Genomic DNA, 23,802 nt, shown 5'->3' with positions numbered 1-23,802 from the left:
GGCGCTCAGTCGTCCGGAGCCTCGAGCGTGTGCGATTGCGCGCGCAGCCGCTCGAACTCGGCGAGTTTGTCGGCGCCCTCGCGGGTGGTCCGATAGCGCGACAGCACCTGCATCGCCGTCTGCGTATTGGCCATCACCCACATCATGGTGTCGAAGTCGGCTTCCAGGTCCTCGCCCGCGTCGTTGCGCCGCCGCAGATTCTCCAGTTGCGGACGCATGGTCTCCATCCATGCGATGTCGCCGGGTTCGGCTCCGCGCGGCGACGCCTCGGCTGCGTCAACTGCGGTGAAGGCCGCCTCCCACGTGAACGCGAGCTTGTCGAACGGGGTCGGTTCGGTCATGCCAGCCAGGTTATGACACGGGCGGCCAGCGGCCCGGGCACCACCCTTCGGTAGCCTGCATGCGGTGACCAACAGTGCGCCTCTCGAGTCAGTGAACGCCCGCATCGCCAAGGAGCTCTCCGTCGGCGAAGGCCAGGTCAGCGCGGCGGTGAAGCTGCTGGACGAAGGATCGACCGTCCCGTTCATCGCCCGGTACCGCAAGGAGGTCACCGGCAGTCTCGACGATGCTCAGCTGCGTCTGCTGGACGAACGACTGCGCTATCTGCGCGAGCTCGACGAGCGCCGGGCCGCCGTCATCGCGTCCATCGACGAGCAGGGGAAGCTGACCGACGAACTGCGTGCATCGCTGCTGGCCGCCGACACGAAGGCGCGCGTCGAGGACATCTACCTGCCGTATAAGCCCAAGCGTCGAACCAAGGCGCAGATCGCGCGTGAGGCCGGTCTCGAGCCGCTGGCCGAGGCGTTGCTCGCCGATCCGTCGCTGGTTCCCGCCGACGCCGCTGCCGCTTACATCGGCGAGCAGGTCGCCGATGCCGCCGCCGCTCTCGACGGCGCACGCCACATCCTGATCGAGCGCGCTTCGGAGGACGCCGAGCTCGTCGGTGCGGTCCGCGAGAAGTTCTGGGCCGACGGCTCTCTCCGGACTCAGGTCCGGCCCGGTGCCGAGACCGATGCCGCCGCGCAGAAGTTCCGCGATTACTTCGACTTCGCCGAACCGCTCGACGCGATGCCGTCCCACCGCGTGCTCGCCGTATTGCGCGGCGAGAAGGAGGAGGTCCTGAGCCTGACCTTCGACGGTGGCGACGACGAGCTGTACCAGGCGATGGTCGCAGCGACCCTGGGCGTCGACCAGTCGCATCCGGGTGCGGCCACCGACTGGCTCACCGCTACGGTTCGCTGGGCGTGGCGGACCAAGCTCATGATCACCGCGACGATCGACGCGCGGATGAAGCTCCGGAGCCGGGCCGAGGACGACGCGGTCGCCGTCTTCGCGACCAACCTCAAGGATCTGCTCCTGGCGGCTCCCGCCGGGACGCGCACCACTCTCGGCCTCGATCCCGGGTACCGGACCGGCGTGAAGGTGGCGGTGGTCGACGCGACCGGCAAGGTGGTGGACCACTGCGCGATCTTCCCGCACAAGCCGCAGCAGCAATGGGATCAGGCCAAAGCCACGCTGGCCGCGCTGATCGCGCGCCACGGGGTGGAACTGATCGCGATCGGCAACGGAACGGCCTCGCGCGAGACCGATCAGCTCGCGGGCGAGCTGCTCTCGGACATCAAGAAGTCCGGCGCCCGGCCGCCGGTCAAGGCCGTCGTGTCGGAGGCGGGCGCATCGGTGTACTCCGCGTCCGAGTACGCCTCCCAGGAGCTCCCGCAGCTCGACGTCTCGATCCGCGGCGCGGTCTCCATCGCGCGTCGCCTCCAGGATCCGCTGGCCGAGCTGGTCAAGATCGATCCCAAGTCGATCGGCGTCGGTCAGTACCAACACGACGTCTCGGCGACCAACCTCGCGCGCAGCCTCGACGCGGTCGTGGAGGATGCGGTGAACGCCGTCGGCGTCGATCTCAACACCGCGTCGGTTCCGTTGCTCTCGCGCGTCTCGGGGATCACCCCCACACTCGCCGCCGGAATCGTGGCTCACCGAGACCGGACGGGCGCGTTCCGAAGCCGGACCGGTCTGCTCGACGTCCCCCGTCTGGGGCCGAAGGCGTTCGAGCAGTGCGCCGGCTTCCTGCGCATCCGCGGCGGCGACGATCCGCTGGACGCCTCCGGCGTGCATCCGGAGGCGTACCCGGTGGTGCGCAAGATCCTCGACCGCAGCGGTCGCGAACTCACCGAGCTCATCGGCGACAGCACGACGCTGCGAACCCTCAAGCCCGCGGAGTTCGCCGACGACACGTTCGGTGTCCCCACCGTCACCGACATCCTCGCCGAACTGGAGAAGCCCGGCCGCGACCCGCGGCCGGCGTTCACCACCGCGACCTTCGCGAGCGGAGTCGAGAAGGTGTCCGATCTGCGGCCCGGCATGGTGCTCGAAGGCGTCGTCACGAATGTCGCGGCATTCGGTGCCTTCGTGGACGTGGGCGTGCATCAGGACGGACTCGTCCACGTCTCGGCGATGGCCGACCGGTACGTCTCCGACCCGCACGAGGTGGTTCGCTCGGGCCAGATCGTGAAGGTGAAAGTGCTCGAGGTGGACGTCGACCGGCAGCGGATCGGTTTGTCGCTGCGACTGAACGACGAGGCCGACGCCGGTCCGCGCGGCGGTGGTCGCAGACGCGGGGGCGGCGAGAACCGGGGCAGCGACAACCGGGGCAGCGACAACAACCGGGGCGGAAAGGGCCGCGGAGGCGGCCCGCGCGGCGCTGCCGGTCAGGGCCGGGGCGGTTCCCGGCGGGACGACCGGCGGGACGACCGGCCGGCCGGCGGATCGATGGCGCAGGCGCTGCGCGATGCGGGATTCGGCCGCTGACCAGCGGCGTGCCCGTTAAGGTCTCTCGCATGGGCATCAGCATCGGAATGATCACCGTCGATACCGCCGACGCGCTGAAGCTCGCGCGGTGGTGGGCCGAGGCGCTCGGCGGCGAGATCGCGGAGGAGAACGAGGGCTGGTTCGTGACGGTTGCGCTGGGGGCGGGCCGACCGATGATCGCCTTCCAGAAGGTCGCCGACCCCACCCCCGGCAAGAACCGGATCCACCTCGATCTGCGTGCCGACGACCGGACCGCGGAGGTGGAGCGTCTCATCGCCGCCGGTGCGACCCTGGTGGCGGAGCGCAGCATGGGCGACGGGTTCGCCTGGACCACGCTGGCCGATCCGGACGGCAATCAATTCTGCGTCGCATCGGACTGAACGCGACCGGGTCACCGGCCCACAGCGTCACCGGGCCGACGGTTCACAGGTCGTCGGTCGAGACCATCCGGCGACGGACCGACAGGAGTTCCACCTCGGGCCGGGCGGCGCCGAACCGTTCGACGGCGTCGAGCACCTCGGTGACGTGCGCGGCGTCGCCGCTGACCGCCGCGACCCCGATGAGGGTCCGCCGGTGGACGTCTCGATGATCCACCTCGGCCACCGAGACGTCGTACCGCCGGCGGATCTCGGCGATCAACGGCCGGATGACGGAGCGTTTGCCCTTCAACGAGTGAACGTCGCCGAGCAGGAAATCGAATTCGAGAGAACGTATCCACATAGGGTTGCCGACTCTACGGCATCTTCCGGTCAGCGCAAGCCGGTTCCCGGCGGGTACAGCCGGTGCGCCAGCGCGGCCTTGCGAGACCGATTCGTGGCCACGGCGGCGGGGGAGAAGCCGCCGGCGCAGGGCCGCGGGGGAACGTCGCAGTCCGGACCGACGACGGTCCACGCCGAACCGGCCTCCGACAGCGAGGCGTGCTTGGTGCCGTAGTAGTCGGGCTTGGCGATCACCGCGACGCCCGAATCTCCGGCCGAAGCCGCGATCAGGTGCGGGTGGAAACGAGTCGACACCCACGTCCGTCCCCGGCCCGTGGGCAGCCCCGACGCCCAGACCTGCTGGAACGACAGCCGCTCGGCGCCATCGAGCCGGGCGCCCAGGCGGTTCGCGACCACCGCGTCGATGCCGGGATTGCACTCGGCGATCACCACCTCGGGGCCGGCGACAGCCCATTCGTCGAGCGTCGCCTCGATGAATCGCGCTACTGCGGTCACGCCGCGGTCACCGCGCCACGAGAAGTCGTCGGTCAGATCGCCCTGTGCGCACACCACCACGCCCGCCTCTTCCGGCGGGCCGGGTTCGGGGCGGGCCACCGCGGCCGACAGCCACGCGTCGTCGCCGGTGAACGATGCACCGCGGACCGGCCCGAGGTACTCCGCGCTGGGCGCGTCGCGAACGTCGAAGACGTCGAAGCCGTCGACGGCACCGCGGAAATCCTCGGCGTCGGGACCTGCGAAACCTGGTGTCAGACCGGCACCGCTGGCCACCGCCCGTCCGCCGGTGGCCCGCGTCACCGCGGCGACGGCGGAGACCAGCGCGAGGTGATGCGGCCACAGGCCGTTGAGGAAGCCGCCGCCGACGATGTGGACGGTCCCCGCCCGCAGCAGCAGTCGGGCCCCGGGATCGTAGCCGGCGGACCGATGCAGGTCGTCGACCGGATCGGAGCGGTGGCCGTCGCCCGGTGCGAAGACCCGGCGCCACAGCGTGTCGACGAACACGGCGGCGGGATTGGCGTGCTGGAGAAGCAGCGCCGCCTGCCCGGGCCGAGGCGAATCGACCACGACCACCGCGGCCGGTCGCCGCGCCGCCAGATGCCGGAGCCAGGCCTCGGCGATGAGTTCGTCGCCGAGATTGGGAAAGCCGGCGACGCTCACCAGGTACACCACCTCGCGCGCTCCGACCGGCAGCCGGGACGCGAGGAGGTTCAGGACGGACACGGCGGAATCAGGACTCCCGGTCGCCGATGAGAGCGGCCACGTGATCGGGCACGAACTTCGACAACGACCGCGGCGGCCGATGATAGTTGCCCGACTCGATCGGCTTCTTGGGCAGCTTCACCTCCGCCCGCTGGACGGGTTCGTAGTCGATGGTGGAGAGCAGGTGGGAGATCATATTGAGCCGAGCGTTGCGCTTCTGGTCGGACTCGACCACGTACCACGGACTGCTCGAGGTGTCGGTGTGCACCATCATCTCGTCCTTGGCCCGGGAGTACTCCTCCCAGCGGTACACCGACTCGAGATCCATCGGACTCAGCTTCCACTGGCGCACCGGATCGTCGCGGCGGGCGCGGAATCGGCGGAGCTGTTCCTCATTCGACACCGAGAACCAGTACTTGCGGAGGATGATCCCGTCGTCGATGAGCATCTGCTCGAAGATCGGTGTCTGCCGGAGGAACCGGGTGTGCTCTTCGGGCGTGCAGAAGCCCATCACCTTCTCGACACCGGCGCGGTTGTACCAGGAGCGGTCGAAGAGGACGATCTCACCGGGCGCGGGCAGATGTGCGACGTATCGCTGGTAGTACCACTGTCCCCGTTCCCGATCGGTGGGTGCGGGCAGCGCCGCCACCCGGCAGATCCGCGGGCTCAGGTACTCGCTGATGCGTTTGATCGCTCCGCCCTTGCCTGCGGCGTCCCGGCCCTCGAAGACCACCACCACGCGGGCTCCGGTGGCCCGCACCCACTCCTGCAGCGTCACGAGTTCGGTCTGCAGGCGGAACAGCTCGGCCTCGTAGATGTCCTTCGGCAGCTTGGGCGGCCGCCCGCTCTTCTTCGGCATAGACGCAGTGTAGGGGCCGCGGCCGCGGACCGCCGACAGGACGCGCTACGCGATGCCCGACGCCGTCAGCCGCAGCCCGACGGCACGGTTCGCCGCGTTGGTCAGCCGCATCTCGTCGCCGTCGACCTCCACGATCACCTCGTCCCGGAGCGCTGCGAGCACCGTGCGCTCGACGTCCGCGGTCTCCGGATCGCACGCCCGGCGGGTGGTCGCGATCGGCGACAGGTGGATCCGGTCTCCGTCGACGCGCGCCCGCCCGGTCATCCTGTTGCAGCCCGTGCTGCCCGCGAACGCGCCGTCGCCCGCGATCTCGAAGTACGGCTTGCTGTTCTCGAGTGCGGCAGAGGTCGAGACCGCGGCGTCGGTGACGAGCGCGCTGACCCGCCATCGGGTGCCGACGACGGGACGCTCGCGCCGTTCGGCGAGCATCACCTTCCGATCGCCGCGTTGCAGAGTGAGCGTCGTACCGTCCAGATGCCACGACAGGGGTGAGCCGAACAGGTCCGTGACCCATCGGTCGGCGCCGTCGCGTGGCGGCGGACACGCCATCATCGTGCCGACCAGATTCCCGGTCGTGAGCACGCCGCCGGTGAACGCGACGGCGCCGCCGTGCCCGTTGCATCCGGCGTTCGCACTGATGGTGCCCTTGCCGAAGGCGAGCAGCAGCGGTCCTCCGCCCGGAATCTGCGGGCCCTGGACCTCCGTGGACAGATACGTCTTCCCGACCAGCTTTGCGGGGTCGGCGTCGGGCGTGGACGAACGGTCCCCGCAGCCCGCCAGACTCGACGTACCGGCGACGATCGCGCCCATAGCTGCCAGCACCCGCCAACGCGTCCGGCGTCCGATGATCATGTGCGCCACGGTAGCGCAGCGCCGCGTACGGTAGATCACGATCGACCCCGGCGTCGCGACGCGCACCGAGGTCTCTGCAGTCCGGAGTTCGAGGAACAGGAAGCACGTGGGAAGACTCACCAACGCGATGTGGCGCATGCTGGGTGCGCAGACCTCTCGCAACCAGTCGCAGTCGCTGACGATGATCGAGGAGTCCGCTGAACACGACGAGTGGGCCGCGGGGCTCGGGGACGGTGAGTTCGCGGGCGCCGCAGCCGAACTCGACATGTCGGTGGTCGGCGACCGCGCGAAGTTCCTGGCGCTGGTGCGCGAAGCCGGCGACCGCAAGCTCGACATGAAGCCCTTCGACGTCCAGTTGCAGGGTGCGCTGCGCATGCTCGAGGGCGACGTCGTCGAGATGGCGACCGGCGAGGGCAAGACCCTCGCGGGCGCCATCGCGGCGATCGGCTACGCGCTCGACGGTCATCAGGTGCACGTGGTCTCCGTCAACGACTATCTCGCCGATCGTGACGCGAAGTGGATGAAGCCGCTGTACGACGTCTTCGGGATCTCGGTCGCCTCGATCAACGAGCACTCCACCCGCGAGGAGCGGCAGGCGGCGTACGACGCCGACGTCACCTACGCCTCGGTCAACGAGATCGGGTTCGACGTCCTGCGCGACCACCTCGCGCTGCACGCGGACGAACTCGTCGCACCCGAACCCGACGTGGTGATCGTCGACGAGGCCGATTCGGTGCTGGTCGACGAGGCACTGGTTCCGCTCATCCTCGCCGGCTCGACCGACGCGGAGATCCCGAACAAGGCGATCCACGAGGTGGTGTCCCACCTCAAGTCGAAGCACTACGAACTCGACCAGGACGGTAAGAACGTCTCGCTGACCGAGGAGGGCGCCCAGTTCGTCGAGTCCACGCTCGGCGGCATCAACCTCTACGACGAGGAACATGTCTCGAGCACGTTGGTGCACGTGAACGTCGCGCTCTACGCCTACTACCTGCTCGAACGCGACGTCGATTACATCGTGCGCGACGGCGGCGTGCATCTGATCAACGCCTCCCGCGGCCGAGTGGCGCGGCTGCAGCGCTGGCCGGACGGTGTCCAGGCCGCGGTGGAGTACAAGGAGGGCCTCAACCCCACCCAGGCGGGCGAGGTGATCGACACGATCACCGTTCAGGCGCTGATCGGCCGGTACCCGCGCGTCGCGGGCATGACCGGCACGGCGATCGCGGCGGGTGAGCAGTTCCGGCAGTTCTACGATCTGCAGGTATCGCAGATTCCGCTGAACGCCCCCAACATCCGCGTCGACGAGCCCGATCGCGTCTACGACACCAAGGCGCACAAGGTGGAGGCGGTCGTCGAGTTCGTCTCCGAGATCCACGCGACCGGACAGCCGATCCTGATCGGCACGCACGACGTGGCGCAGTCGGAGGAGCTCGCGTACTTCCTGGAGCGGGCGGGAGTTCCGTCGGTGGTGCTCAATGCGAAGAACGACGCCGAAGAGGCGGCGATCATCGCCGAGGCGGGCCGTAGATCCGCCGTCACGGTCTCCACGCAGATGGCCGGCCGCGGCACCGACATCCGGCTCGGCGGCTCCAGCGGTGACGAGGCCGCCCGCGAGGAGGTGATCGAGCTCGGCGGACTCTGCGTGGTCGGCACCGGACGCTACGACACCGAGCGACTCGACAACCAGCTGCGCGGCCGCGCGGGGCGGCAGGGCGATCCCGGCCGATCGGTCTTCTTCTCGAGCCTGGAGGATCCGCTCGTCACCAAGAACCTCACGCACCAGCGTGAGCAGCAGCCGATCTCCTCGGACGGGTCGATGGGAGCCAAGGGAGTCGAGAGCGTCGAGAACGCCCAGAAGATCGCCGAAGGCGCGATGCTGCAACTCCACAGCAACACGTGGGAGTACAACAAGCAGGTCAACGAGCAGCGCAACGCGATCGTCCGGCGGCGGATGGCGGTACTGACCACCGATCAAGCCCTGACCGACCTCAAGGAGTCCGAACCCGAGCGGTACGAGAGCCTGTCGGCGGACGTCGACGACGAGGTCCTGGCGGAGGCCGCGCGGCAGATCGTGCTGTACCACCTCGACCGCGCGTGGGCCGATCACCTCGCGTACATCGCTGACGTGCAGGCCAGCATCCACCTGCGGGCATTGGGCGCGCAGAGCCCGCTCGAGGAGTTCCACAAGCTGATCTTCGCCGAGTTCGCCAAGCTCGCCGACGAGGCGATGGAGGCGGCGCGCAAGACCTTCGTGGACGCCCGCATCACCGCCGACGGCGTCGACCTCGGCTTGGAAGGACTGCATCGCTCGACGATGACGTGGACCTACCTGGTTCACGAGAATCACTTCGCATCCGCCGGTGCGCAGGCGATTCAGGGCATCGTCGGCATCTTCCGATGACTCGGCCGCGGCCGCAGGACTCGCGCGAGGCACCGCGAGCCGAACGGAGTGACGCCGTGTGGACGGTTCCCAATGCGCTCAGCGTGCTGCGTCTGCTCCTGATCCCGGTCTTCATCTGGCTGCTGCTCGTGGAGGAGTCGGCCGCCTGGGCTTTCGCGGTGCTCTTCGTCTCGGGCCTCACCGACTGGCTCGACGGGAAGCTCGCGCGCTGGCTCGGACAGTCGTCTAAGCTCGGCGCGCTGCTCGATCCGGCGGCGGATCGCCTGTACGTGATCGTTATCCCGATCTGCTTCGGTATCCGCGACTTCGTTCCCTGGTGGCTCATCGGACTGATCGTCGGCCGCGATCTGCTGCTCTTCGCCACGGCGCCGCTGCTCAAATCGAGGGGCGTGACGGCCCTGCCGACCCTCTACGTCGGCAAGGCCGCCACCTTCGCGCTGATGAGCGCCTTCCCGTGGCTTCTCGCCGGTCAGATCGACGGTGTGGTGGGCACGGTGTGCCATCCGATCGGCTGGGCCTTCCTGATCTGGGGCGTCGGCCTGTATCTGTGGTCGCTGGTCCTGTACTGGATTCAGACCGTCGCCGTGGTGCGGACGATGCCGCCCAGGTCGGTCACAGGCTGATCACGCATCGCTCGCTCGGTCGGGCTGATGCGCGATCCGGCGGCTCGTCACGATAAAGTCATGGAGCGCCTCGCGGCCGCAACGGAGCGGCGGGCGAGGGTGAGTCCAAGTCTTCCGACAGTTCCTGAGAGAGGCCGCAAACGTGAGCGACACCAAGATCCCCGCAGAGCTGCGTTACACCGACGAGCACGAGTGGATCCGCAAGGTCGGTGACAAGACCGTCCGAGTGGGGATCACCGATTTCGCGCAGGACGCGCTCGGCGACGTGGTCTTCGTTCAGCTTCCCGAGGTGGACTCGGACGTCGAGACGGGCGAGTCGTTCGCCGAGGTCGAATCGACCAAGAGCGTCTCGGACATCTTCGGTCCGCTCGACGGTACCGTGGCCGCTGCCAACGAGGCTCTCGACGGTGCTCCCGAGCTGGTCAATTCGTCCCCGTACGAGGACGGCTGGCTGGTCGAGATCGCGGTCGGCGACGACGCCGACCTGGACCAGATCCTCGCCGGTCTGCTCGACGCGGAAGGCTACCGGGCGGTTATCAGCGGCTGACCGCCGGCTGACGACCGGGCTTTCCGGAGGCGACTCGTGCCCGCACCGCGGACCGGGTCGATATGATTTCCAGTACGCCAAACGTCCCCGACCCCGGGCGGCGTTCGGACAAAGACGGTAGGTTCACTTAAGAAGGTTCCTGCCTCGCAGACGCACATCTCAACGACGAGATGGTCCGATGCATGTGTAACAGCGAGTGAGCCCAAAGGTGCGGTACCCCCGGACAATTGGAGTTCGCGCAGGTACCTCGGCTGACCTGCGGCATGCCCCACCAGGGGGCGTCGCGAGTCTTGAGTCACGGCGGGGTGCGTTGACGATGAAGGAGATGTGGTGAGCGGTAACGACAACGGCTTTGAAGCGCCCGTGGAGACGACTTCGGTCTTCCGCGAGGACTTCATCAAGGAAGTAGACGCCCCCGCGGCGTCGAACGAGCCGGCCGATACCGGTGTCGAGCGGCTGTCGCCGGGAACGGCGCTGCTGGTCGTGAAGCGGGGACCGAACGCAGGGTCGCGGTTCCTGCTCGACCAGCCGACCACGTCGGCCGGCCGTCACCCCGACAGCGACATCTTCCTCGATGACGTGACGGTGAGCCGCAGGCACGCCGAGTTCCGGAGCAACGGCGACGACTTCCAGGTGGTCGATGTGGGCAGCCTGAACGGCACCTACGTCAACCGCGAGCCGGTCGACACCGCGACCCTCACGAGCGGGGACGAAGTGCAGATCGGCAAGTTCCGTCTGGTGTTCCTGTCCGGCCCGCGCGCCGGTGAGGCAGGTGCCACGCAGTCGTGACCTCGTCTGCTGCGCGCGCGTCCGCCGCGAGCGACCGCACGATGTCGATCGGTGCTGTGCTCGCGGTGCTGCGAGAAGAGTTCCCCGACGTCACGATCTCGAAGATCCGGTTCCTCGAAACCGAGGGTCTGGTGACTCCCGATCGTGCGCCGTCCGGTTATCGCCGGTTCAGCGATCAGGACTGCGAGCGGCTGCGGTTCGTGCTCACCGCTCAGCGTGATCGGTATCTGCCGTTGAAGGTGATCCGCGAGCAGCTCGACGAGATCGACGCGGCCGCCGGCGGCGCGGGCCCGCGACTGCTGTCGTCGGCGCGCAGTGCGGTGGCCCCGGCGACTGATTTCAGCTCGCGCGGCGGCCGGGTGGATCGGGAGACGCTCATCGAACGGACCGGCGTCGACTCGGCGTTCATCTCCGAGCTCGTGCGCAACGGACTCCTCTCTGCGGGCCCCGGCGGCTTCTTCGACGAAGACGCCGTGCGTCTGGTGGAGGCTGCTGCGGCGCTGGCCAACTTCGGGCTCGAGACGCGCCACCTGCGTGCGTTCAAGGTCAGTGCCGACCGCGAGGCCGGGTTGGTCGCACAGATCGCCGGCCCCATCGCGAAGGGCAAGGGCACCGGTGCGCGCGACCGTGCCGAGGAACTGGTCCGTGAGATGGCGGCACTGTCGGTGACGCTGCATACGCAGTTGGTCAAGGCCGCCGTTCGCGGCGCCCTTGACTGACCGGTAGCCGCGTAACCTGTATTTCAAGAGATCAGGAGGCGAGACCATGGGTGAGATGCGTGTCGTGGGTATCCGAGTGGAGCCTCCACAGAACCAACCGGTCCTGCTGCTGCGCGAAGTGAGCGGCGCGAGGTATCTGCCGATCTGGATCGGCCAGAGCGAGGCCGCCTCCATCGCGCTGCAGCAGCGGGGCGTGGAGCCGCCCCGCCCGCTCACTCACGATCTCGTGGTCAATCTCTGTGAGGCCTTCGGCCGTTCCCTTCAGCAGGTCCGGATCGTCGACATGCAGGAGGGCACCTTCTACGCAGAGATGGTCTTCGACGGCGAGGTGGTCGTCGAGGCCCGTCCGTCGGATGCGATCGCGGTCGCCATGCGTTGCGGTGCGCCGATCATCGCCGCCGACGACGTCCTCGACGACGCCGGGATGCTGATGCCCGACGAGGACGGCGAGCCCTCCGCGGAGGCAGCCGACGGTGCGAGCGAGGACGAGGTGGAGGCGTTTCGCGAGTTCCTCGACCAGGTCTCGCCCGAGGACTTCCTCGGTCCCGAGTCGGGGTCCTGACCCTCCGGGCTCGTCGCCGAACCCGATGCCACGTCGGATTCCGGGGCGGCGCGCCGCCCGACACGGTAACGAATCCGTCTCTTCGTCATCACCGTTTGTCTACACCTGAAGTTTAGGTTGAGGTTTACCGCGAGTCGCGTTGATTGCGTGCCGCGGAGTCCATAGTTTTATCCCAGCGTCGTCACCGTGAGCGTTGACGAACACTTTGTCAGCGGTCGGGAGTACGCTCGATACGAGAGTTCCGCCGGCCCGAGTCTTGTGTAAGGGAGCTACCGTGGGCGATCATCCGTCAGATCTGCAGTCCGGCGACCACCCGTCCGCCGATGCGGAATCGGTGAGTGCGATGCCGGTACAAGGCGGCCTGGATGACATCGCTCCGGGATTGTTCCCCAACGACACGGTGCCCGACGAGTTGGTCGGTTACCGCGTGCCGAGCGCCTGCCAGATCGCGGGGATCACCTACCGACAGCTCGACTACTGGGCTCGCACCTCGCTCGTGGTGCCGTCGATCCGGGGCGCGGCCGGCTCGGGAAGCCAGCGTCTCTACTCCTTCAAAGACATCCTCGTTCTCAAGATCGTGAAGCGGCTGCTCGACACCGGCATCTCGCTGCAGAACATCCGAGTGGCGGTCGACCACCTTCGTAAGCGCGGCGTCGAGGACCTCGCCCGGATCACCCTGTTCTCGGACGGCACCACGGTCTATGAGTGCACCTCCGCCGAAGAGGTCGTCGACCTCCTCCAGGGCGGACAGGGCGTGTTCGGCATCGCCGTGTCGGGCGCCATGCGCGAACTCACCGGAACCATCGCGGACTTTCCGGGGGAGCGTGCCGACGACGGTGTCAGCGAACCGTCGCCCGAAGACGAGTTGGCGGCCCGTCGCAAGAACCGCACCCGGCGCACCGGATAGGCCACGTCGGCAGTCCCGCGTGACGGTCCACACGCCGGACCGTGATTCGCGCCCGACTCTTGGTACCCTGTCGGTGCGTCGCTACGCTGCGGGAGAGCGTCGTCCGGGACATCCGGGCAACCGCCGAAGGAGCAACACCTCTCCGTCAAACTCTCAGGCACCCGGGACCGTGGCTGCTGACGACGTCTCTGGAAAGTGGCGGGTGCGCGCACCCGCCCGCCCACGGTGAAAGGCATCGGTCCGCCGCTGCCGAATCTCTCAGGCGCTGCGTTCGTGCGGCATGACAGAGGGGGAGGGACCAGTCCGGCGCGGCCGGACCGAGAAGATCAAGGTGCCCTCTTGTCGACCCCCGCTTCTGAGTTCTCCCAGCGTCACCTCGGCCCCGACGCCGACGAACTGGCTGTCATCCTCGACGTCCTCGGCGTCGGATCCCTGGACGAGATCGCCGCGAAGGTGGTTCCCGCGTCGATCGCCGACGGCGCGGACACGAACGGATTCGCTCCGGGACTGGACGCCCTGCCCGCTCCGCTGACGGAGGCGCAGGCGACCGCGGCGATGCGCGAACTCGCGGATCGCAATGTGGTCGCCCGATCGATGATCGGTCTCGGTTACTACGACACACACACGCCCGGAGTCATCAAGCGCAACGTCCTGGAGAACCCGGCGTGGTACACCGCGTACACCCCGTACCAGCCGGAGATCAGCCAGGGTCGGCTCGAAGCGCTGCTCAACTTCCAGACCATGGTGTGCGATCTGACCGGCATGGAGGTGGCGAACGCCTCGATGCTGGATGAGGCGACCGCGGCCGCCGAGGCGATGACGCTGCTGCGCCGCGCCGGTAAGTCGAAGTCGAACCGCGTGGTCGTCGACTCCGACCTCTTCCCGCAGACGCGTGCGGTGATCGAGACTCGTGCGACGCCGCTGGGCATCGAGGTGGTCGAAGCCGAGCTCGATGGGTCGGCGCCGGACGCGGGGCTTCCCGAGGGCGAGTTCTTCGGAGTCATCGTGCAGACGCCCGGTGCGAGCGGCCGGATCACCGATCTCGGCCCGGTCATCGAGGCGGCGCATGCGCGAGGTGCGCTGATCGCCGCAGGCGTCGACCTGCTGGCCGCCACTCTCATCACCCCTCCGGGAGAACTCGGCGCGGATGCGTGCTTCGGCACCACACAGCGCTTCGGTGTTCCGATGGGCTTCGGTGGACCGCACGCCGGCTACCTGGCGGTGCACACCAAACGCACTCGTCAGCTTCCGGGGCGCCTCGTCGGCGTCTCCAAGGACGCGGACGGCAACCTCGCGTACCGCCTGGCACTTCAGACCCGCGAGCAGCACATCCGACGCGAGAAGGCGACCAGCAACATCTGCACGGCGCAGGTGCTGCTCGCCATCATCGCCGCGATGTACGCCTCCTACCACGGCCCGTCCGGGCTCAAGGCGATCGCCGAGCGGGTGCACGGGCACGCCGCAGATCTCGCCGATCGCCTCGCGGGCGGTGGATTCGGTGTGGAGCACGCCTCGTTCTTCGACACCCTCACCGTGCGGGCCGACGGCAGGGCCGCGGAGATCGTCGACGCGGCCAAGTCGCGCCACGGCATCAACCTGCGGTTGATCGACGCCGACCGCGTGGGCGTCGCGTGCGATGAGACCACCACCGCCGCCGACATCGACGCAGTCGTGGACGCCTTCGGCGCCGCGGGTGCCGCGGCGACGCAGTTCAGTGTCCCGATCGCGAACCGCAGCAGCGAATATCTGACGCATCCGGCCTTCCACCTGCACCGGACCGAGACCGCGATGCTGCGCTACCTGCGGATGCTCTCCGACAAGGACATCGCTCTCGACCGCAGCATGATCCCCCTGGGCTCGTGCACGATGAAGCTGAACGCGACCACCGAGATGGAGCCGATCACCTGGCCGGAGATCGGCGGCCTGCACCCGTTCGCCCCGCTCTCCGACAGCGAGGGCATCCGCGAGCTGATCGCTCGGCTGGAGAACTGGCTGGTGGCCGTCACCGGTTACGACCGCGTGAGCCTGCAGCCCAATGCCGGCTCGCAGGGCGAGTACGCGGGTCTGCTCGCGATTCGTCGTTACCATCTCTCGCGCGGCGACGACGCACGCGACGTCTGCCTCATCCCGTCCAGTGCTCACGGAACCAATGCGGCGTCGGCCGTCATGGCCGGGCTGCGCGTGGTGGTGGTGGCCAGCCGCGACACCGGGGACGTCGACATCGACGATCTGCGCGCGAAGATCGAGAAGCACCGCGACGAGTTGGCGGGCATCATGATCACCTACCCGTCCACCCACGGCGTGTTCGAGCACGAGGTCACCGACATCTGCGACGCGGTGCACGAGGCCGGCGGCCAGGTGTACGTGGACGGCGCCAATCTCAACGCGCTCGTCGGCCTGGCCCGGCCGGGCCGGTTCGGGGGCGACGTCTCGCATCTGAATCTGCACAAGACGTTCTGCATTCCGCACGGCGGCGGCGGCCCGGGCGTCGGACCGGTCGCGGTGCGCGAGCATCTGGCGCCGTTCCTGCCGAGCAGCCCGCTGGCCTCCGAACTTCCGCAGACCGGCGTCGCGATCTCGGCGGCGCCGTACGGTTCGGCGTCGATCCTGCCGATCACCTACGCGTACATCGCCATGATGGGTGCCCAGGGACTGCGGACCGCCACGCTGACCGCGATCGCCTCCGCCAACTACATCGCGCGTCGCCTGCGCGACCACTATCCGGTGCTCTACACCGGAGAGGGCGGCTGGGTGGCTCACGAGTGCATCCTGGACCTGCGTGAACTGACCAAGGACAGTGGAGTCTCGGTCGACGACGTCGCCAAGCGACTCGCCGACTACGGCTTCCACGCGCCCACGATGAGCTTCCCCGTCGCCGGGACCCTGATGGTGGAGCCCACCGAGAGCGAGAATCTCGCCGAACTCGACGCCTTCATCGACGCGATGATCGCCATCCGCGGCGAGATCGACAAGGTCGCCGACGGCACCTGGTCGGTCGAGGACAATCCGCTCGCCGGCGCGCCGCACACCGCCGAATGCCTGGTGGGCGAGTGGAATCACGGATACGACCGGCTCACCGCCGTGTACCCGAACGGTCTCCCGTCGTCCGGAGCGCGCGCCAAGGTGTGGCCGGCCGTCCGCCGGATCGACGGAGCCTTCGGCGACCGGAACCTCGTCTGCAGCTGCCCTCCGATCGAGGCCTTCAGCGAGTAGGCTCGCGGGCACCGACAGGAGGCTCGCGATGTCCAAAGTCCGTGTCCACAACCTCAACGTCTCGCTCGACGGTTTCAGTGCGGGCGGAACCGTCACGTACGACGCGCCGATCGGCGAGGCGGCCCGGTTGTTCGACCATTTCGACGGCCGGGTGATCTGGGGTGTGGACGCGATCGACGAGCCGGTTCGCGCTGATCACGTGTTCACCAGTGCGTGGAGTCAGGGGATCGGCGTCGAGATAATGGGACGCCGCAAGTTCGGTCCGCAGACCGGACCGTGGGCCGACGACGGCTGGCGCGGGTGGTGGGGCGACGAGCCTCCGTTCCGCACACCCGTGGTGGTGTTGACGCATCACGAGCGCCCGCCGATCGAGTTCGCGAACGGCACCGTCTTCCACTTCGTGGACGCCCCGGCGCCGCAGGCGCTCGAGTACGCGCGCGGACTCGCCGGCGGCGATGTCCGCCTCGGCGGCGGACCCACGTCCGTCCGCGAGTTCCTGCACGCCGACCTGGTCGATTTCATGCATCTGGTCGTCGTCCCGGTGGTGATCGGTTCGGGCGTCTCGATCTGGGACGGCTGTGCCGAACTCCAGGACCGCTTCGACGTCGAGTCGGTGACCACCGGCAGCGGCCTCATACACCAGTTCTGGAATCGGAAGCGGTAGGCCCTTCGCGCCGGTCCCGCTGTTACGGCGCCGCCGCCGGGTAGACCACCTTGCTGATCGCGACCGCGGCCGCGGGCTCGGGGAGCGGCATCGGGTCGGCGATCGGGCCGAAGGTCACGGTCGGCGTCGGTGCAGGCAGCGGCCCGGCACCGCGGAAACCCGCCTTGGTCAGGATCTGCATCTGGGCCGGTTTGCGCGCGAAGGTGAAGAACTGAGAGACGGCGTCGCTGACGTGCGCCGGAACCGACTGGCCCGACAGTTTCACCACCGGATAGTCGGCCGACGGAGTCGGGCCCTTCGGCGCGACCACCGCGACCCGGGCGGTCTTGTCGTCCTTGGTGAGCATGTAGAGGTGCTGCTCGGTCACCGACACGGCGCGGACCGGCGCATCGGAGGGATCGCCGGTCCCGGCGATCGAGTCGACGGCGGCGTCGATGGAGCCGTCCCCGACTTTCGGCGGAGCCGACATGAGCTGATCGAGCGCAGCGACCACCTCGGGTGACTGCGCCTGTCGGAGAGTGAGCGGCTTCTGGGTCGGGACGGTCGCGGCCGCGACTGCTTGGGCTCCCAGTGCGGTCGCGGCCGACTGCGGGCCGGTGGGCATCGCGATGCGCATCGAGCCCCACGACGATCTGCCGTACGCGGAGAGGGAATTGGCGCGGGTCTGCGCGGGCAGGTCGGACCACCCGATGCGGCCGTCGGCGGCCTTCGCGATCTCGGGCTCCATCGCCAGCCGGACCGGCGACGACACGAGCGATTCCGGGTTGCCCTGGAGCACGTCGGGCTTCGCGGTCTGCAGGGCCGCGGACCAGATGGACGACTCGGGCACCCAGGCGGCGGGGAAATCACCGTAGGTCTGCGCGTCCCACTTCTGGGCGGTCAGACCCTCGAGAGTCGCGCGGGCGTCGGCGGGTCGCACGTCCACGGTGATGCAGTGGTCGCGGACCACCGGCTCGGTGTTGTTGTAGTCCTGCGCGATCCTCTGCAGACCCGGTGCGATCGCGGGATCGGCCAGAACGGAGATCTTCGCCGGTCCCTCGAGGCACTCACCGGCCGCCACCGGCTGTTCGTCGTCGATTCGATCGCCGAGTTGACGCCACGCCGTGACGATGCCCGCGATCAGAATGATCGCGAGGACGAATGCCAGCAGCGGTCGGCTGATGTAAGTCCGACTGCGTCCACCCGAATTGTGCTTCGCCACTGATCGTCCTTCCTCCGGCGATTCGTGTCATGCCAGGCCGATGCGCGTCCAGCGGGCCGATGCACCGAGCCCGGACCGAGAATCCGGTCCGGGCTCGGTGGTCTGCACCTTCCGTGTATATCAGGCGTTGGCTGCCTTGTACTCGCGGCGCGCGGCGTGCAGCAGCGGTTCGGTGTACCCGCTCGGCTGCGTCGCGCCCTTGAGGATCAGGTCCTTGGCGGCCTGGAAGGCGATGTTGCCGTCGAAGTTCGGTGCCATCGGACGGTAGGCGGGATCGCCGGCGTTCTGCCGGTCGACCACCGGTGCCATCCGCTCGAGCGCGGCGACGACCTCGTCCTCGGTGACGATGCCGTGACGGAGCCAGTTGGCGAGCAGCTGGCTGGAGATGCGCAGCGTTGCGCGGTCCTCCATCAGCGCGACGTCGTGGATGTCCGGCACCTTCGAGCAGCCGACGCCCTGGTCGATCCACCGGACCACGTAGCCGAGGATCGACTGCGCGTTGTTGTCGAGTTCCTCGCGCTTCTCCTCCTCGCTCCAGTCGGTGCTCTTCGCCAGCGGGATGGTCAGGATGTCGTCCACAGACGCCGGTTCGCGCTTGGCGATGTCGTCCTGACGCTCGAAGACGTCGACCTCGTGGTAGTGGAGCGCGTGCAGGGTGGCGGCGGTCGGCGACGGCACCCACGCGGTGTTGGCACCGGCGTTGGGGTGACCGATCTTCTGCTCCAGCATGTCGGCCATCAGATCCGGCATCGCCCACATGCCCTTGCCGATCTGCGCCTTGTGCTGCAGACCCGCGTGCAGACCGGTGTCGACGTTCGAGTCCTCGTACGCGTTGAACCAGGTCTGGCCCTTGATCTCGGCCTTGCGGACGAACGGGCCGGCCTCCATCGAGGTGTGGATCTCGTCGCCGGTGCGGTCGAGGAAACCGGTGTTGATGAACACCACGCGCTCGGAGGCCGCCTTGATCGACGCCTTGAGGTTCACCGACGTGCGGCGTTCCTCGTCCATGATGCCGACCTTGAGGGTGTTGCGCGGCAGGCCGAGGACGTCCTCGACGCGGCCGAACAGTTCACTGGTGAAGGCGACCTCGTCGGGACCGTGCATCTTCGGCTTCACGATGTAGATCGAGCCGGTGCGGGAGTTCTGCAGACCTTCGGCGCTCATACCGTGGATGCCGATCGCCGAGGTGATCAGCGCATCCATGATGCCCTCGGGGACCTCGTTGCCGTCGGCGTCGAGGATGGCGGGGTTGGTCATCAGATGGCCCACGTTGCGGACGAAGAGCAGCGAACGACCGTGCAGTTCCACCTCGCCGGTGCCGTCGGGCGCGGTGTAGACCCGGTTCGGGTTCAGCGTGCGGGTGAAGGTCTTACCGCCCTTGTTGACTTCTTCGGCCAGGTCGCCCTTGTTGAGGCCGAGCCAGTTGTGGTAGCCGAGCACCTTGTCGTCGGCGTCGACCGCGGCGACCGAGTCCTCGAAGTCCATGATCGTCGTGACGGCGGATTCGACGGCGACGTCCTTGACGCCGGCGGCGTCGGTGGCGCCGATCGGCGACTCCGGATCGATCTGGATCTCGACGTGCAGACCGTGGTGGCGCAGGAGGATGCCCGACGGCGCTGCGGCGTCGCCGGTGTAGCCGGCGAACGCGTTCGGGTCGGCGAAGGTGGTGGTGGCGTCTCCGATCGCGGCGACGACCTTGCCGTCGACGACGGTGTACGAGGTCACGTCGGCGTGGCTGCCCTGCTCCAGCGGCACGGCCTTGTCGAGGAAGGCCTTGGCGAACGCGATGACCTTGTCACCGCGGACCTTGTTGTAGGACGAACCCTTCTCGGCACCGCCGGTCTCCGGGATCGCGTCGGTGCCGTAGAGAGCGTCGTACAGCGAGCCCCAGCGCGCGTTGGACGCGTTGAGGGCGAAACGGGCGTTGAGAATCGGCACCACCAGCTGCGGTCCGGGGATGTTCGCGATCTCCTCGTCGACGTTCTCCGTGGTGATCTGGAAGTCCTCGGGCACCGGGACGAGGTAGCCGATCTCGGTCAGGAAGGCCTTGTACTCGTCGAAGTCGAAGTCCTGGTGGTCGCGGTGCCAGGCGTCGATCTTGGCCTGCAGGTCGTCGCGGACGGCGAGCAGCTCGCGGTTGCGGGGAGCGAGGTCGTTGATCACGGCCGCAGCGCCCGCCCAGAACTTCTCGGCGTCTACACCCGTGCCGGGAAGCGCTTCGTTGTTGACGAAGTCGTAGAGGACTTCGGCGACCTGCAATCCGTTGACGGTGACGCGTTCGGTCATGGCAACCTTTCCTTTGCGAGTGCGTACTGCGGGAACGTCGGCTGCGTGCCGGATGACTCCGGAAGCGGCCCGCCCACAATCATTCATGTTACAAGGGGTTACCAGCGAGTATTTATCCGAGGCCGACCGATTCGAGAAGGCTGTCGCAGGTTGTGATGAGGGCCTCACGGAGTTCCTGCCCGCGCCGCGCGATAGCCGCCTGCTCGCGGACGTACCGGGCCCGCCCCTCGGGCGTCTCGATGGCCACCGGTGCGTAGCCGTACGAGGTGAGGTCGTACGGACTGGCTCGCATGTCGAGTTCCCGCGCGTCCAGGGCCAGCTCGAAGCAGTCGGCCAGCAGGTCCGCCGGGAGCAGTGGCGTGAGGCGCAGACAGTAGCGGTACAGGTCCATCGTCGCGTGCAGGCAGCCCGGCTGCTCGTTGTCGACGGCTCCGGCTCGACTCAGGGCGGTGGCGTTGCGCCCGACCGCGTCCGCGGTGAAGAACCGGAAGGCGTCGAAGTGCGTGCACGCGAGTGTGCTCTCCTCGACCACGGCGTCGGTGCCGCGCGCGCCGAGCCGGAGCGGCAGTTCGTGACGGGTCTCGTCGGCGCGATACACCATCGCCCACTCGTGCAGGCCGAGACAACCGAGGCGCGGTGCGCGGTTCGCCGTCGCCCGCGTGATGCGGACGGTGTCGGTGAGCAGCCGGACCCGGGACTCGAGATGTTCGCGCGTCACCTCTGCGGTGCCGTCGACATCGACGCGGTAGCCACGCAGACCGGAGTAGCGGTGGGCCTGGGCCAGCCGCACACCGTAGCCGGGATGCCAGCGCAGCACCTGACCGGGGCGGGCCGAGTAGTAGGTGAACAGGAAGTCGATGACCGGGTGCTTGCGTCCTTCGTTCCGCATCCGCAGATACGGACCGATGAGGGTCTCGACGCGCTCCCGGTGGGCGTCGGCCCGGGACTGCCACTCCGGGCGCGACAGCGTCTCCTGCCGCTGCATCAGATGCGGTGCGTGGAGTCGCGGAGGTCGCCGACGAAGGCCTCCGCGAGGTCGGCGAGTGCGATGACCCCGATGATCGTGCCCGCCGTGTCGACGACCGCCCCGAGGTGGGCGCTGGTGCGGCGGAGCACGACGGTGGCTTCGTCCAGCGGTGTCGCCGAACCGATCTTCGGCAGCGGCCGGATCTGGTCCACACCGATGATCGACTCCGGGCCGACGGCCGGATCGAGGATGTCGTCGAGCACGTCCTTGATGTGCAGGTAGCCGATGAACGAGCCGTCCAACCCGCGGACGGGGAAGCGGGAGTAACCCGTCTCGCGCACCGCACGCTCGACTGAACCGAGTGTGGGACCGAGTCCGCCCGTCGATGCGTCGAGCTGAACGCGCACGCTGCGCACCGTGCTCAGCGGGATCATCAGTTCGGCCACCGTCCGTTCGACGGTCGTCAGTGCGCGGGTGAGCCGCTCGTGCTCGTCGGCGTCGAGCAGACCGAGCTCCCGGGACTCGCCGATCATGTCGGCCAGCTCGGCCTCGTTGACCGTGGTCGCCAACTCGTCCTTGGGCTCGACGCGCATCGCCCTGAGCGAGATGTTCGCCAACGCGTTGTAGAACCAGATCAGCGGCCGTGCGACGCGCATGAAGACCAGGTGCACCGGAACCACCAGCATCGCCACGGTCTCGGGGCCGGCGAGCGCGATGTTCTTCGGCACCATCTCACCCAGCAGGATGTGCAGGATCACCACGATCGCCAGACCGATCGCGAAGGCGATCGGGTGCAGCAGCTGACTCGGCACGCGCATCAGATCCAGCGGTGCGCTGATCAGATGGGCGATGGCCGGTTCGGCGACCCGACCGAGCAGGATCGAACAGATCGTGATTCCGAGCTGCGAGCCCGCGAGCATCAGCGACAGATGCTCGGAGGCCTCGATCACCGTGCGGGCACGCTTCTTTCCCGATTCCTCGAGGGCGACGAGCCGGTCCCGCCGCGCCGCGATGAGCGAGAACTCGCCGGCGACGAAGAAGGCGTTGGCGGCCAGGAGCACCACCGTCAGCAGGATTCCCCACCAGTCACCCACGGGACGCCTCCGTCCCGCCGGGCTCGGCACTGCCGTCGATGATCGTCATCCACACCTTGTCGACGCGGCGCTGATCCATCTGCACCACGGTCGCGCGCCATCGGGGTTCGGGTTCGTCGAGGAAGTTCTCGCCGGCCGACTCGCGCTGCGGAAGGTCGACGATGTCGCCGGTGCGCGGAATGCGGCCGAGGCAGAACATCACCAGTCCGCCGAGCGTCTCGTACGACCCCTCGGGTGCGCGGTAGCCGGTGCCGCTCTGCAGTTCGTCGAGCCGCAGCAGCCCGGAGCAGCGGAAGCCGTTGCCGACCGGAGTCACGTCCGACTCCTCGACGTCGTGCTCGTCGGTGACGTCGCCGAGGATCTCCTCGACGATGTCCTCCGACGTCACCAGGCCCGCGGTGCCGCCGTACTCGTCGATGACCACGCAGACCTCGAGGCCGTTCGACGAGATGCGATCCATCAGCGAGTCGCCGTCGAGGCTGTCCGGGACCCGGGTGATCGGGCGTGCCAGCGACCGCAGCGACGTGGTCGCGAGGCTCTGCGGCGGCAGGGTGAAGGCCTGCTTGATGTGGACGACGCCGACGAGGTTGTCGAGGTCGCCGCCTTCGGCGATCAGGAACCGGGAGTGGCCGGTCCGGGAAGCGGCGGCGATCAGATCGCGCACCGAGTCGTTGGGTTCGAGCGATTCGATCCGCACGCGGGGAGTCATCAGGTCCGCGGCCGTGAGATCGCCGAAACGCAGCGACCGGTCGACGAGAGTCGCGGTGTCGGGGTCGAGGGCCCCGCGCAGCGCGGAGTTGCGCACCAGCGCGGCGAGTTCGGCAGCCGACCGCGCCGACCCGAGTTCTTCGGTGGGCTCGATGCCCAGGCGCCGCACCAGTGCGTTCGCCGAGCCGTTGAGGCCGTTGATCGCCGGCCGGAAGAACGAGGAGAACATCGCGAGGGGAGTGGCGGTGGCGCGCGCGACCGCCAGCGGCTTGGTGATCGCGAGGTTCTTCGGTATCAGCTCACCGAGGACCATCGAGAGCGAGGTGGCGATGATCAGGGCCAGCGCCAGGGAGATGCCGTCGGCGACTCCGTCCGGAATCCTCATCGCCTCCAGCACGGGCGCGAACAGGGTCGCCAGCACCGGTTCGGCGATGTAACCGGTGATCAGCGTTGTGATCGTGATGCCCAGCTGGGCGCCCGACAACTGGAAGGAGAGGGATCGGTGCGCTCGGTCGACGGCTCGCGCACGGCGATCGCCGCGACGCGCGACGTCGCCCGCGATGGTGGACCGTTCGAGCGCGGTCAGCGAGAACTCTCCGGCGACGAACAGCGCCGTGCCCAGCGTCAGCGCGATGAATCCGGCCAGACTCGCGATGATGACGAATACGTTCACCGGCGCG

21 protein-coding genes and 2 riboswitches are annotated in these 23,802 nt (G+C 68.3%); of the genes, 11 read left to right on the top strand and 10 right to left on the bottom strand.

All coding sequences use genetic code 11. The features are described from left to right. Positions 1-5: 5 nt before the first annotated feature. On the bottom strand, positions 6-341 hold the full coding sequence (locus P5P27_RS10300; protein ID WP_006895089.1) for a hypothetical protein: 336 nt from the start codon (positions 339-341) through the stop codon (positions 6-8). A 55-nt stretch (positions 342-396) separates the two neighbouring features. Here P5P27_RS10300 and P5P27_RS10295 point away from each other — a divergent pair, with 55 nt between their 5' ends. Further along, a complete protein-coding gene (locus P5P27_RS10295; RefSeq protein WP_411815886.1) occupies positions 397-2,814 on the top strand; it encodes a Tex family protein in 2,418 nt (805 codons plus the stop codon). Between the two features lie 29 nt (positions 2,815-2,843). Further along, complete coding sequence (locus P5P27_RS10290; RefSeq protein WP_006895087.1) at positions 2,844-3,194, top strand: VOC family protein; 351 nt, start codon at positions 2,844-2,846, stop codon at positions 3,192-3,194. A gap of 43 nt (positions 3,195-3,237) precedes the next feature. Here P5P27_RS10290 and P5P27_RS10285 read toward each other — a convergent pair whose 3' ends face one another. Genes P5P27_RS10285 through P5P27_RS10270 form a run of 4 tightly spaced genes read right to left on the bottom strand, consistent with a single transcriptional unit; the run spans position 3,238 to position 6,441 of the window. Beyond that, positions 3,238-3,534 carry a DUF503 domain-containing protein gene (locus P5P27_RS10285; protein WP_006895086.1) on the bottom strand — a complete coding sequence of 99 codons (297 nt, stop codon included), beginning with the start codon at positions 3,532-3,534 and terminating at the stop codon, positions 3,238-3,240. A 29-nt stretch (positions 3,535-3,563) separates the two neighbouring features. Next, positions 3,564-4,751: a polysaccharide pyruvyl transferase family protein gene (locus tag P5P27_RS10280; RefSeq protein ID WP_278123809.1), complete on the bottom strand. Its 1,188-nt coding sequence runs from the start codon at positions 4,749-4,751 to the stop codon at positions 3,564-3,566. Between the two features lie 7 nt (positions 4,752-4,758). Next, the gene (gene ppk2 / locus P5P27_RS10275; protein ID WP_006895084.1) at positions 4,759-5,589 is read right to left on the bottom strand and encodes a polyphosphate kinase 2; all 831 of its coding nucleotides are present in this window, start codon (positions 5,587-5,589) and stop codon (positions 4,759-4,761) included. Between the two features lie 45 nt (positions 5,590-5,634). After that, on the bottom strand, positions 5,635-6,441 hold the full coding sequence (locus P5P27_RS10270) for an META domain-containing protein (protein WP_039866891.1): 807 nt from the start codon (positions 6,439-6,441) through the stop codon (positions 5,635-5,637). 106 nt (positions 6,442-6,547) lie between these two features. On the opposite strand from P5P27_RS10270, the gene secA2 reads away from it, so the two are divergent. The 9 genes from secA2 to P5P27_RS10225 all read left to right on the top strand — a co-directional run bounded on the left by secA2 (position 6,548) and on the right by P5P27_RS10225 (position 16,866). Next, complete coding sequence (secA2, locus tag P5P27_RS10265) at positions 6,548-8,842, top strand: accessory Sec system translocase SecA2 (protein ID WP_278123806.1); 2,295 nt, start codon at positions 6,548-6,550, stop codon at positions 8,840-8,842. Next, positions 8,839-9,465 (top strand): CDP-alcohol phosphatidyltransferase family protein, encoded by a 627-nt coding sequence (locus P5P27_RS10260; RefSeq protein ID WP_039866852.1) that lies wholly within the window; start codon positions 8,839-8,841, stop codon positions 9,463-9,465. Before secA2 ends, P5P27_RS10260 begins: the two co-directional genes overlap by 4 nt. A gap of 142 nt (positions 9,466-9,607) precedes the next feature. Further along, complete coding sequence (gene gcvH, locus P5P27_RS10255; RefSeq protein ID WP_278123803.1) at positions 9,608-10,012, top strand: glycine cleavage system protein GcvH; 405 nt, start codon at positions 9,608-9,610, stop codon at positions 10,010-10,012. Positions 10,013-10,339: 327 nt separating this feature from the next. Next, entirely contained in the window at positions 10,340-10,801 is a 462-nt protein-coding gene (garA, locus tag P5P27_RS10250; protein ID WP_006895079.1) for a glycogen accumulation regulator GarA, read from the top strand. Beyond that, positions 10,798-11,520 (top strand): transcriptional regulator FtsR, encoded by a 723-nt coding sequence (gene ftsR / locus P5P27_RS10245; RefSeq protein ID WP_006895078.1) that lies wholly within the window; start codon positions 10,798-10,800, stop codon positions 11,518-11,520. Before garA ends, ftsR begins: the two co-directional genes overlap by 4 nt. Positions 11,521-11,566: 46 nt before the next feature. Beyond that, a complete protein-coding gene (locus tag P5P27_RS10240) occupies positions 11,567-12,082 on the top strand; it encodes a bifunctional nuclease family protein (protein ID WP_006895077.1) in 516 nt (171 codons plus the stop codon). A gap of 274 nt (positions 12,083-12,356) precedes the next feature. Continuing rightward, positions 12,357-12,989, top strand: a complete 633-nt coding sequence (locus tag P5P27_RS10235; protein WP_006895076.1) for a MerR family transcriptional regulator — start codon at positions 12,357-12,359, stop codon at positions 12,987-12,989. Positions 12,990-13,068: 79 nt separating this feature from the next. Further along, a riboswitch (glycine riboswitch) is annotated at positions 13,069-13,169 on the top strand. Continuing rightward, a riboswitch (glycine riboswitch) is annotated at positions 13,170-13,286 on the top strand. A 42-nt stretch (positions 13,287-13,328) separates the two neighbouring features. Then, on the top strand, positions 13,329-16,202 hold the full coding sequence (gene gcvP, locus P5P27_RS10230) for an aminomethyl-transferring glycine dehydrogenase (RefSeq protein WP_278123796.1): 2,874 nt from the start codon (positions 13,329-13,331) through the stop codon (positions 16,200-16,202). A gap of 28 nt (positions 16,203-16,230) precedes the next feature. Then, entirely contained in the window at positions 16,231-16,866 is a 636-nt protein-coding gene (locus tag P5P27_RS10225) for a dihydrofolate reductase family protein (RefSeq protein WP_278123794.1), read from the top strand. 22 nt (positions 16,867-16,888) lie between these two features. Here P5P27_RS10225 and P5P27_RS10220 read toward each other — a convergent pair whose 3' ends face one another. The 5 genes from P5P27_RS10220 to P5P27_RS10200 all read right to left on the bottom strand — a co-directional run bounded on the left by P5P27_RS10220 (position 16,889) and on the right by P5P27_RS10200 (position 23,795). Further along, positions 16,889-18,067 (bottom strand): substrate-binding domain-containing protein, encoded by a 1,179-nt coding sequence (locus tag P5P27_RS10220; protein ID WP_278127391.1) that lies wholly within the window; start codon positions 18,065-18,067, stop codon positions 16,889-16,891. Between the two features lie 120 nt (positions 18,068-18,187). Further along, positions 18,188-20,353 carry a malate synthase G gene (locus P5P27_RS10215; protein WP_222111436.1) on the bottom strand — a complete coding sequence of 722 codons (2,166 nt, stop codon included), beginning with the start codon at positions 20,351-20,353 and terminating at the stop codon, positions 18,188-18,190. A 112-nt stretch (positions 20,354-20,465) separates the two neighbouring features. Next, positions 20,466-21,338, bottom strand: coding sequence for a hypothetical protein (locus P5P27_RS10210; RefSeq protein ID WP_006895071.1), 873 nt, complete (start codon positions 21,336-21,338; stop codon positions 20,466-20,468). Continuing rightward, on the bottom strand, positions 21,338-22,414 hold the full coding sequence (locus P5P27_RS10205) for a hemolysin family protein (protein WP_006895070.1): 1,077 nt from the start codon (positions 22,412-22,414) through the stop codon (positions 21,338-21,340). The genes P5P27_RS10210 and P5P27_RS10205 overlap by 1 nt, the downstream gene beginning before the upstream one ends. Continuing rightward, on the bottom strand, positions 22,407-23,795 hold the full coding sequence (locus P5P27_RS10200; protein WP_006895069.1) for a hemolysin family protein: 1,389 nt from the start codon (positions 23,793-23,795) through the stop codon (positions 22,407-22,409). The genes P5P27_RS10205 and P5P27_RS10200 overlap by 8 nt, the downstream gene beginning before the upstream one ends. Positions 23,796-23,802 lie beyond the last annotated feature (7 nt).

The organism is Gordonia sihwensis (genome assembly GCF_029632925.1).
Taxonomy (GTDB): Bacteria; Actinomycetota; Actinomycetes; order Mycobacteriales; family Mycobacteriaceae; genus Gordonia; species Gordonia sihwensis.
Note: the sequence above shows the minus strand (reverse complement) of the source record. Positions and strands in the feature narration are given on the sequence as shown.

Coding starts and splice junctions, on each gene's coding strand:
- P5P27_RS10300 (WP_006895089.1), bottom strand. CDS start 341: ATGACCGAACCGACCCCGTTCGACAAGCTCGCGTTCACGTGGGAGGCG.
- P5P27_RS10290 (WP_006895087.1), top strand. CDS start 2,844: ATGGGCATCAGCATCGGAATGATCACCGTCGATACCGCCGACGCGCTG.
- P5P27_RS10285 (WP_006895086.1), bottom strand. CDS start 3,534: ATGTGGATACGTTCTCTCGAATTCGATTTCCTGCTCGGCGACGTTCAC.
- ppk2 (WP_006895084.1), bottom strand. CDS start 5,589: ATGCCGAAGAAGAGCGGGCGGCCGCCCAAGCTGCCGAAGGACATCTAC.
- P5P27_RS10270 (WP_039866891.1), bottom strand. CDS start 6,441: ATGATCATCGGACGCCGGACGCGTTGGCGGGTGCTGGCAGCTATGGGC.
- P5P27_RS10260 (WP_039866852.1), top strand. CDS start 8,839: ATGACTCGGCCGCGGCCGCAGGACTCGCGCGAGGCACCGCGAGCCGAA.
- P5P27_RS10240 (WP_006895077.1), top strand. CDS start 11,567: ATGGGTGAGATGCGTGTCGTGGGTATCCGAGTGGAGCCTCCACAGAAC.
- P5P27_RS10225 (WP_278123794.1), top strand. CDS start 16,231: ATGTCCAAAGTCCGTGTCCACAACCTCAACGTCTCGCTCGACGGTTTC.
- P5P27_RS10215 (WP_222111436.1), bottom strand. CDS start 20,353: ATGACCGAACGCGTCACCGTCAACGGATTGCAGGTCGCCGAAGTCCTC.
- P5P27_RS10210 (WP_006895071.1), bottom strand. CDS start 21,338: ATGCAGCGGCAGGAGACGCTGTCGCGCCCGGAGTGGCAGTCCCGGGCC.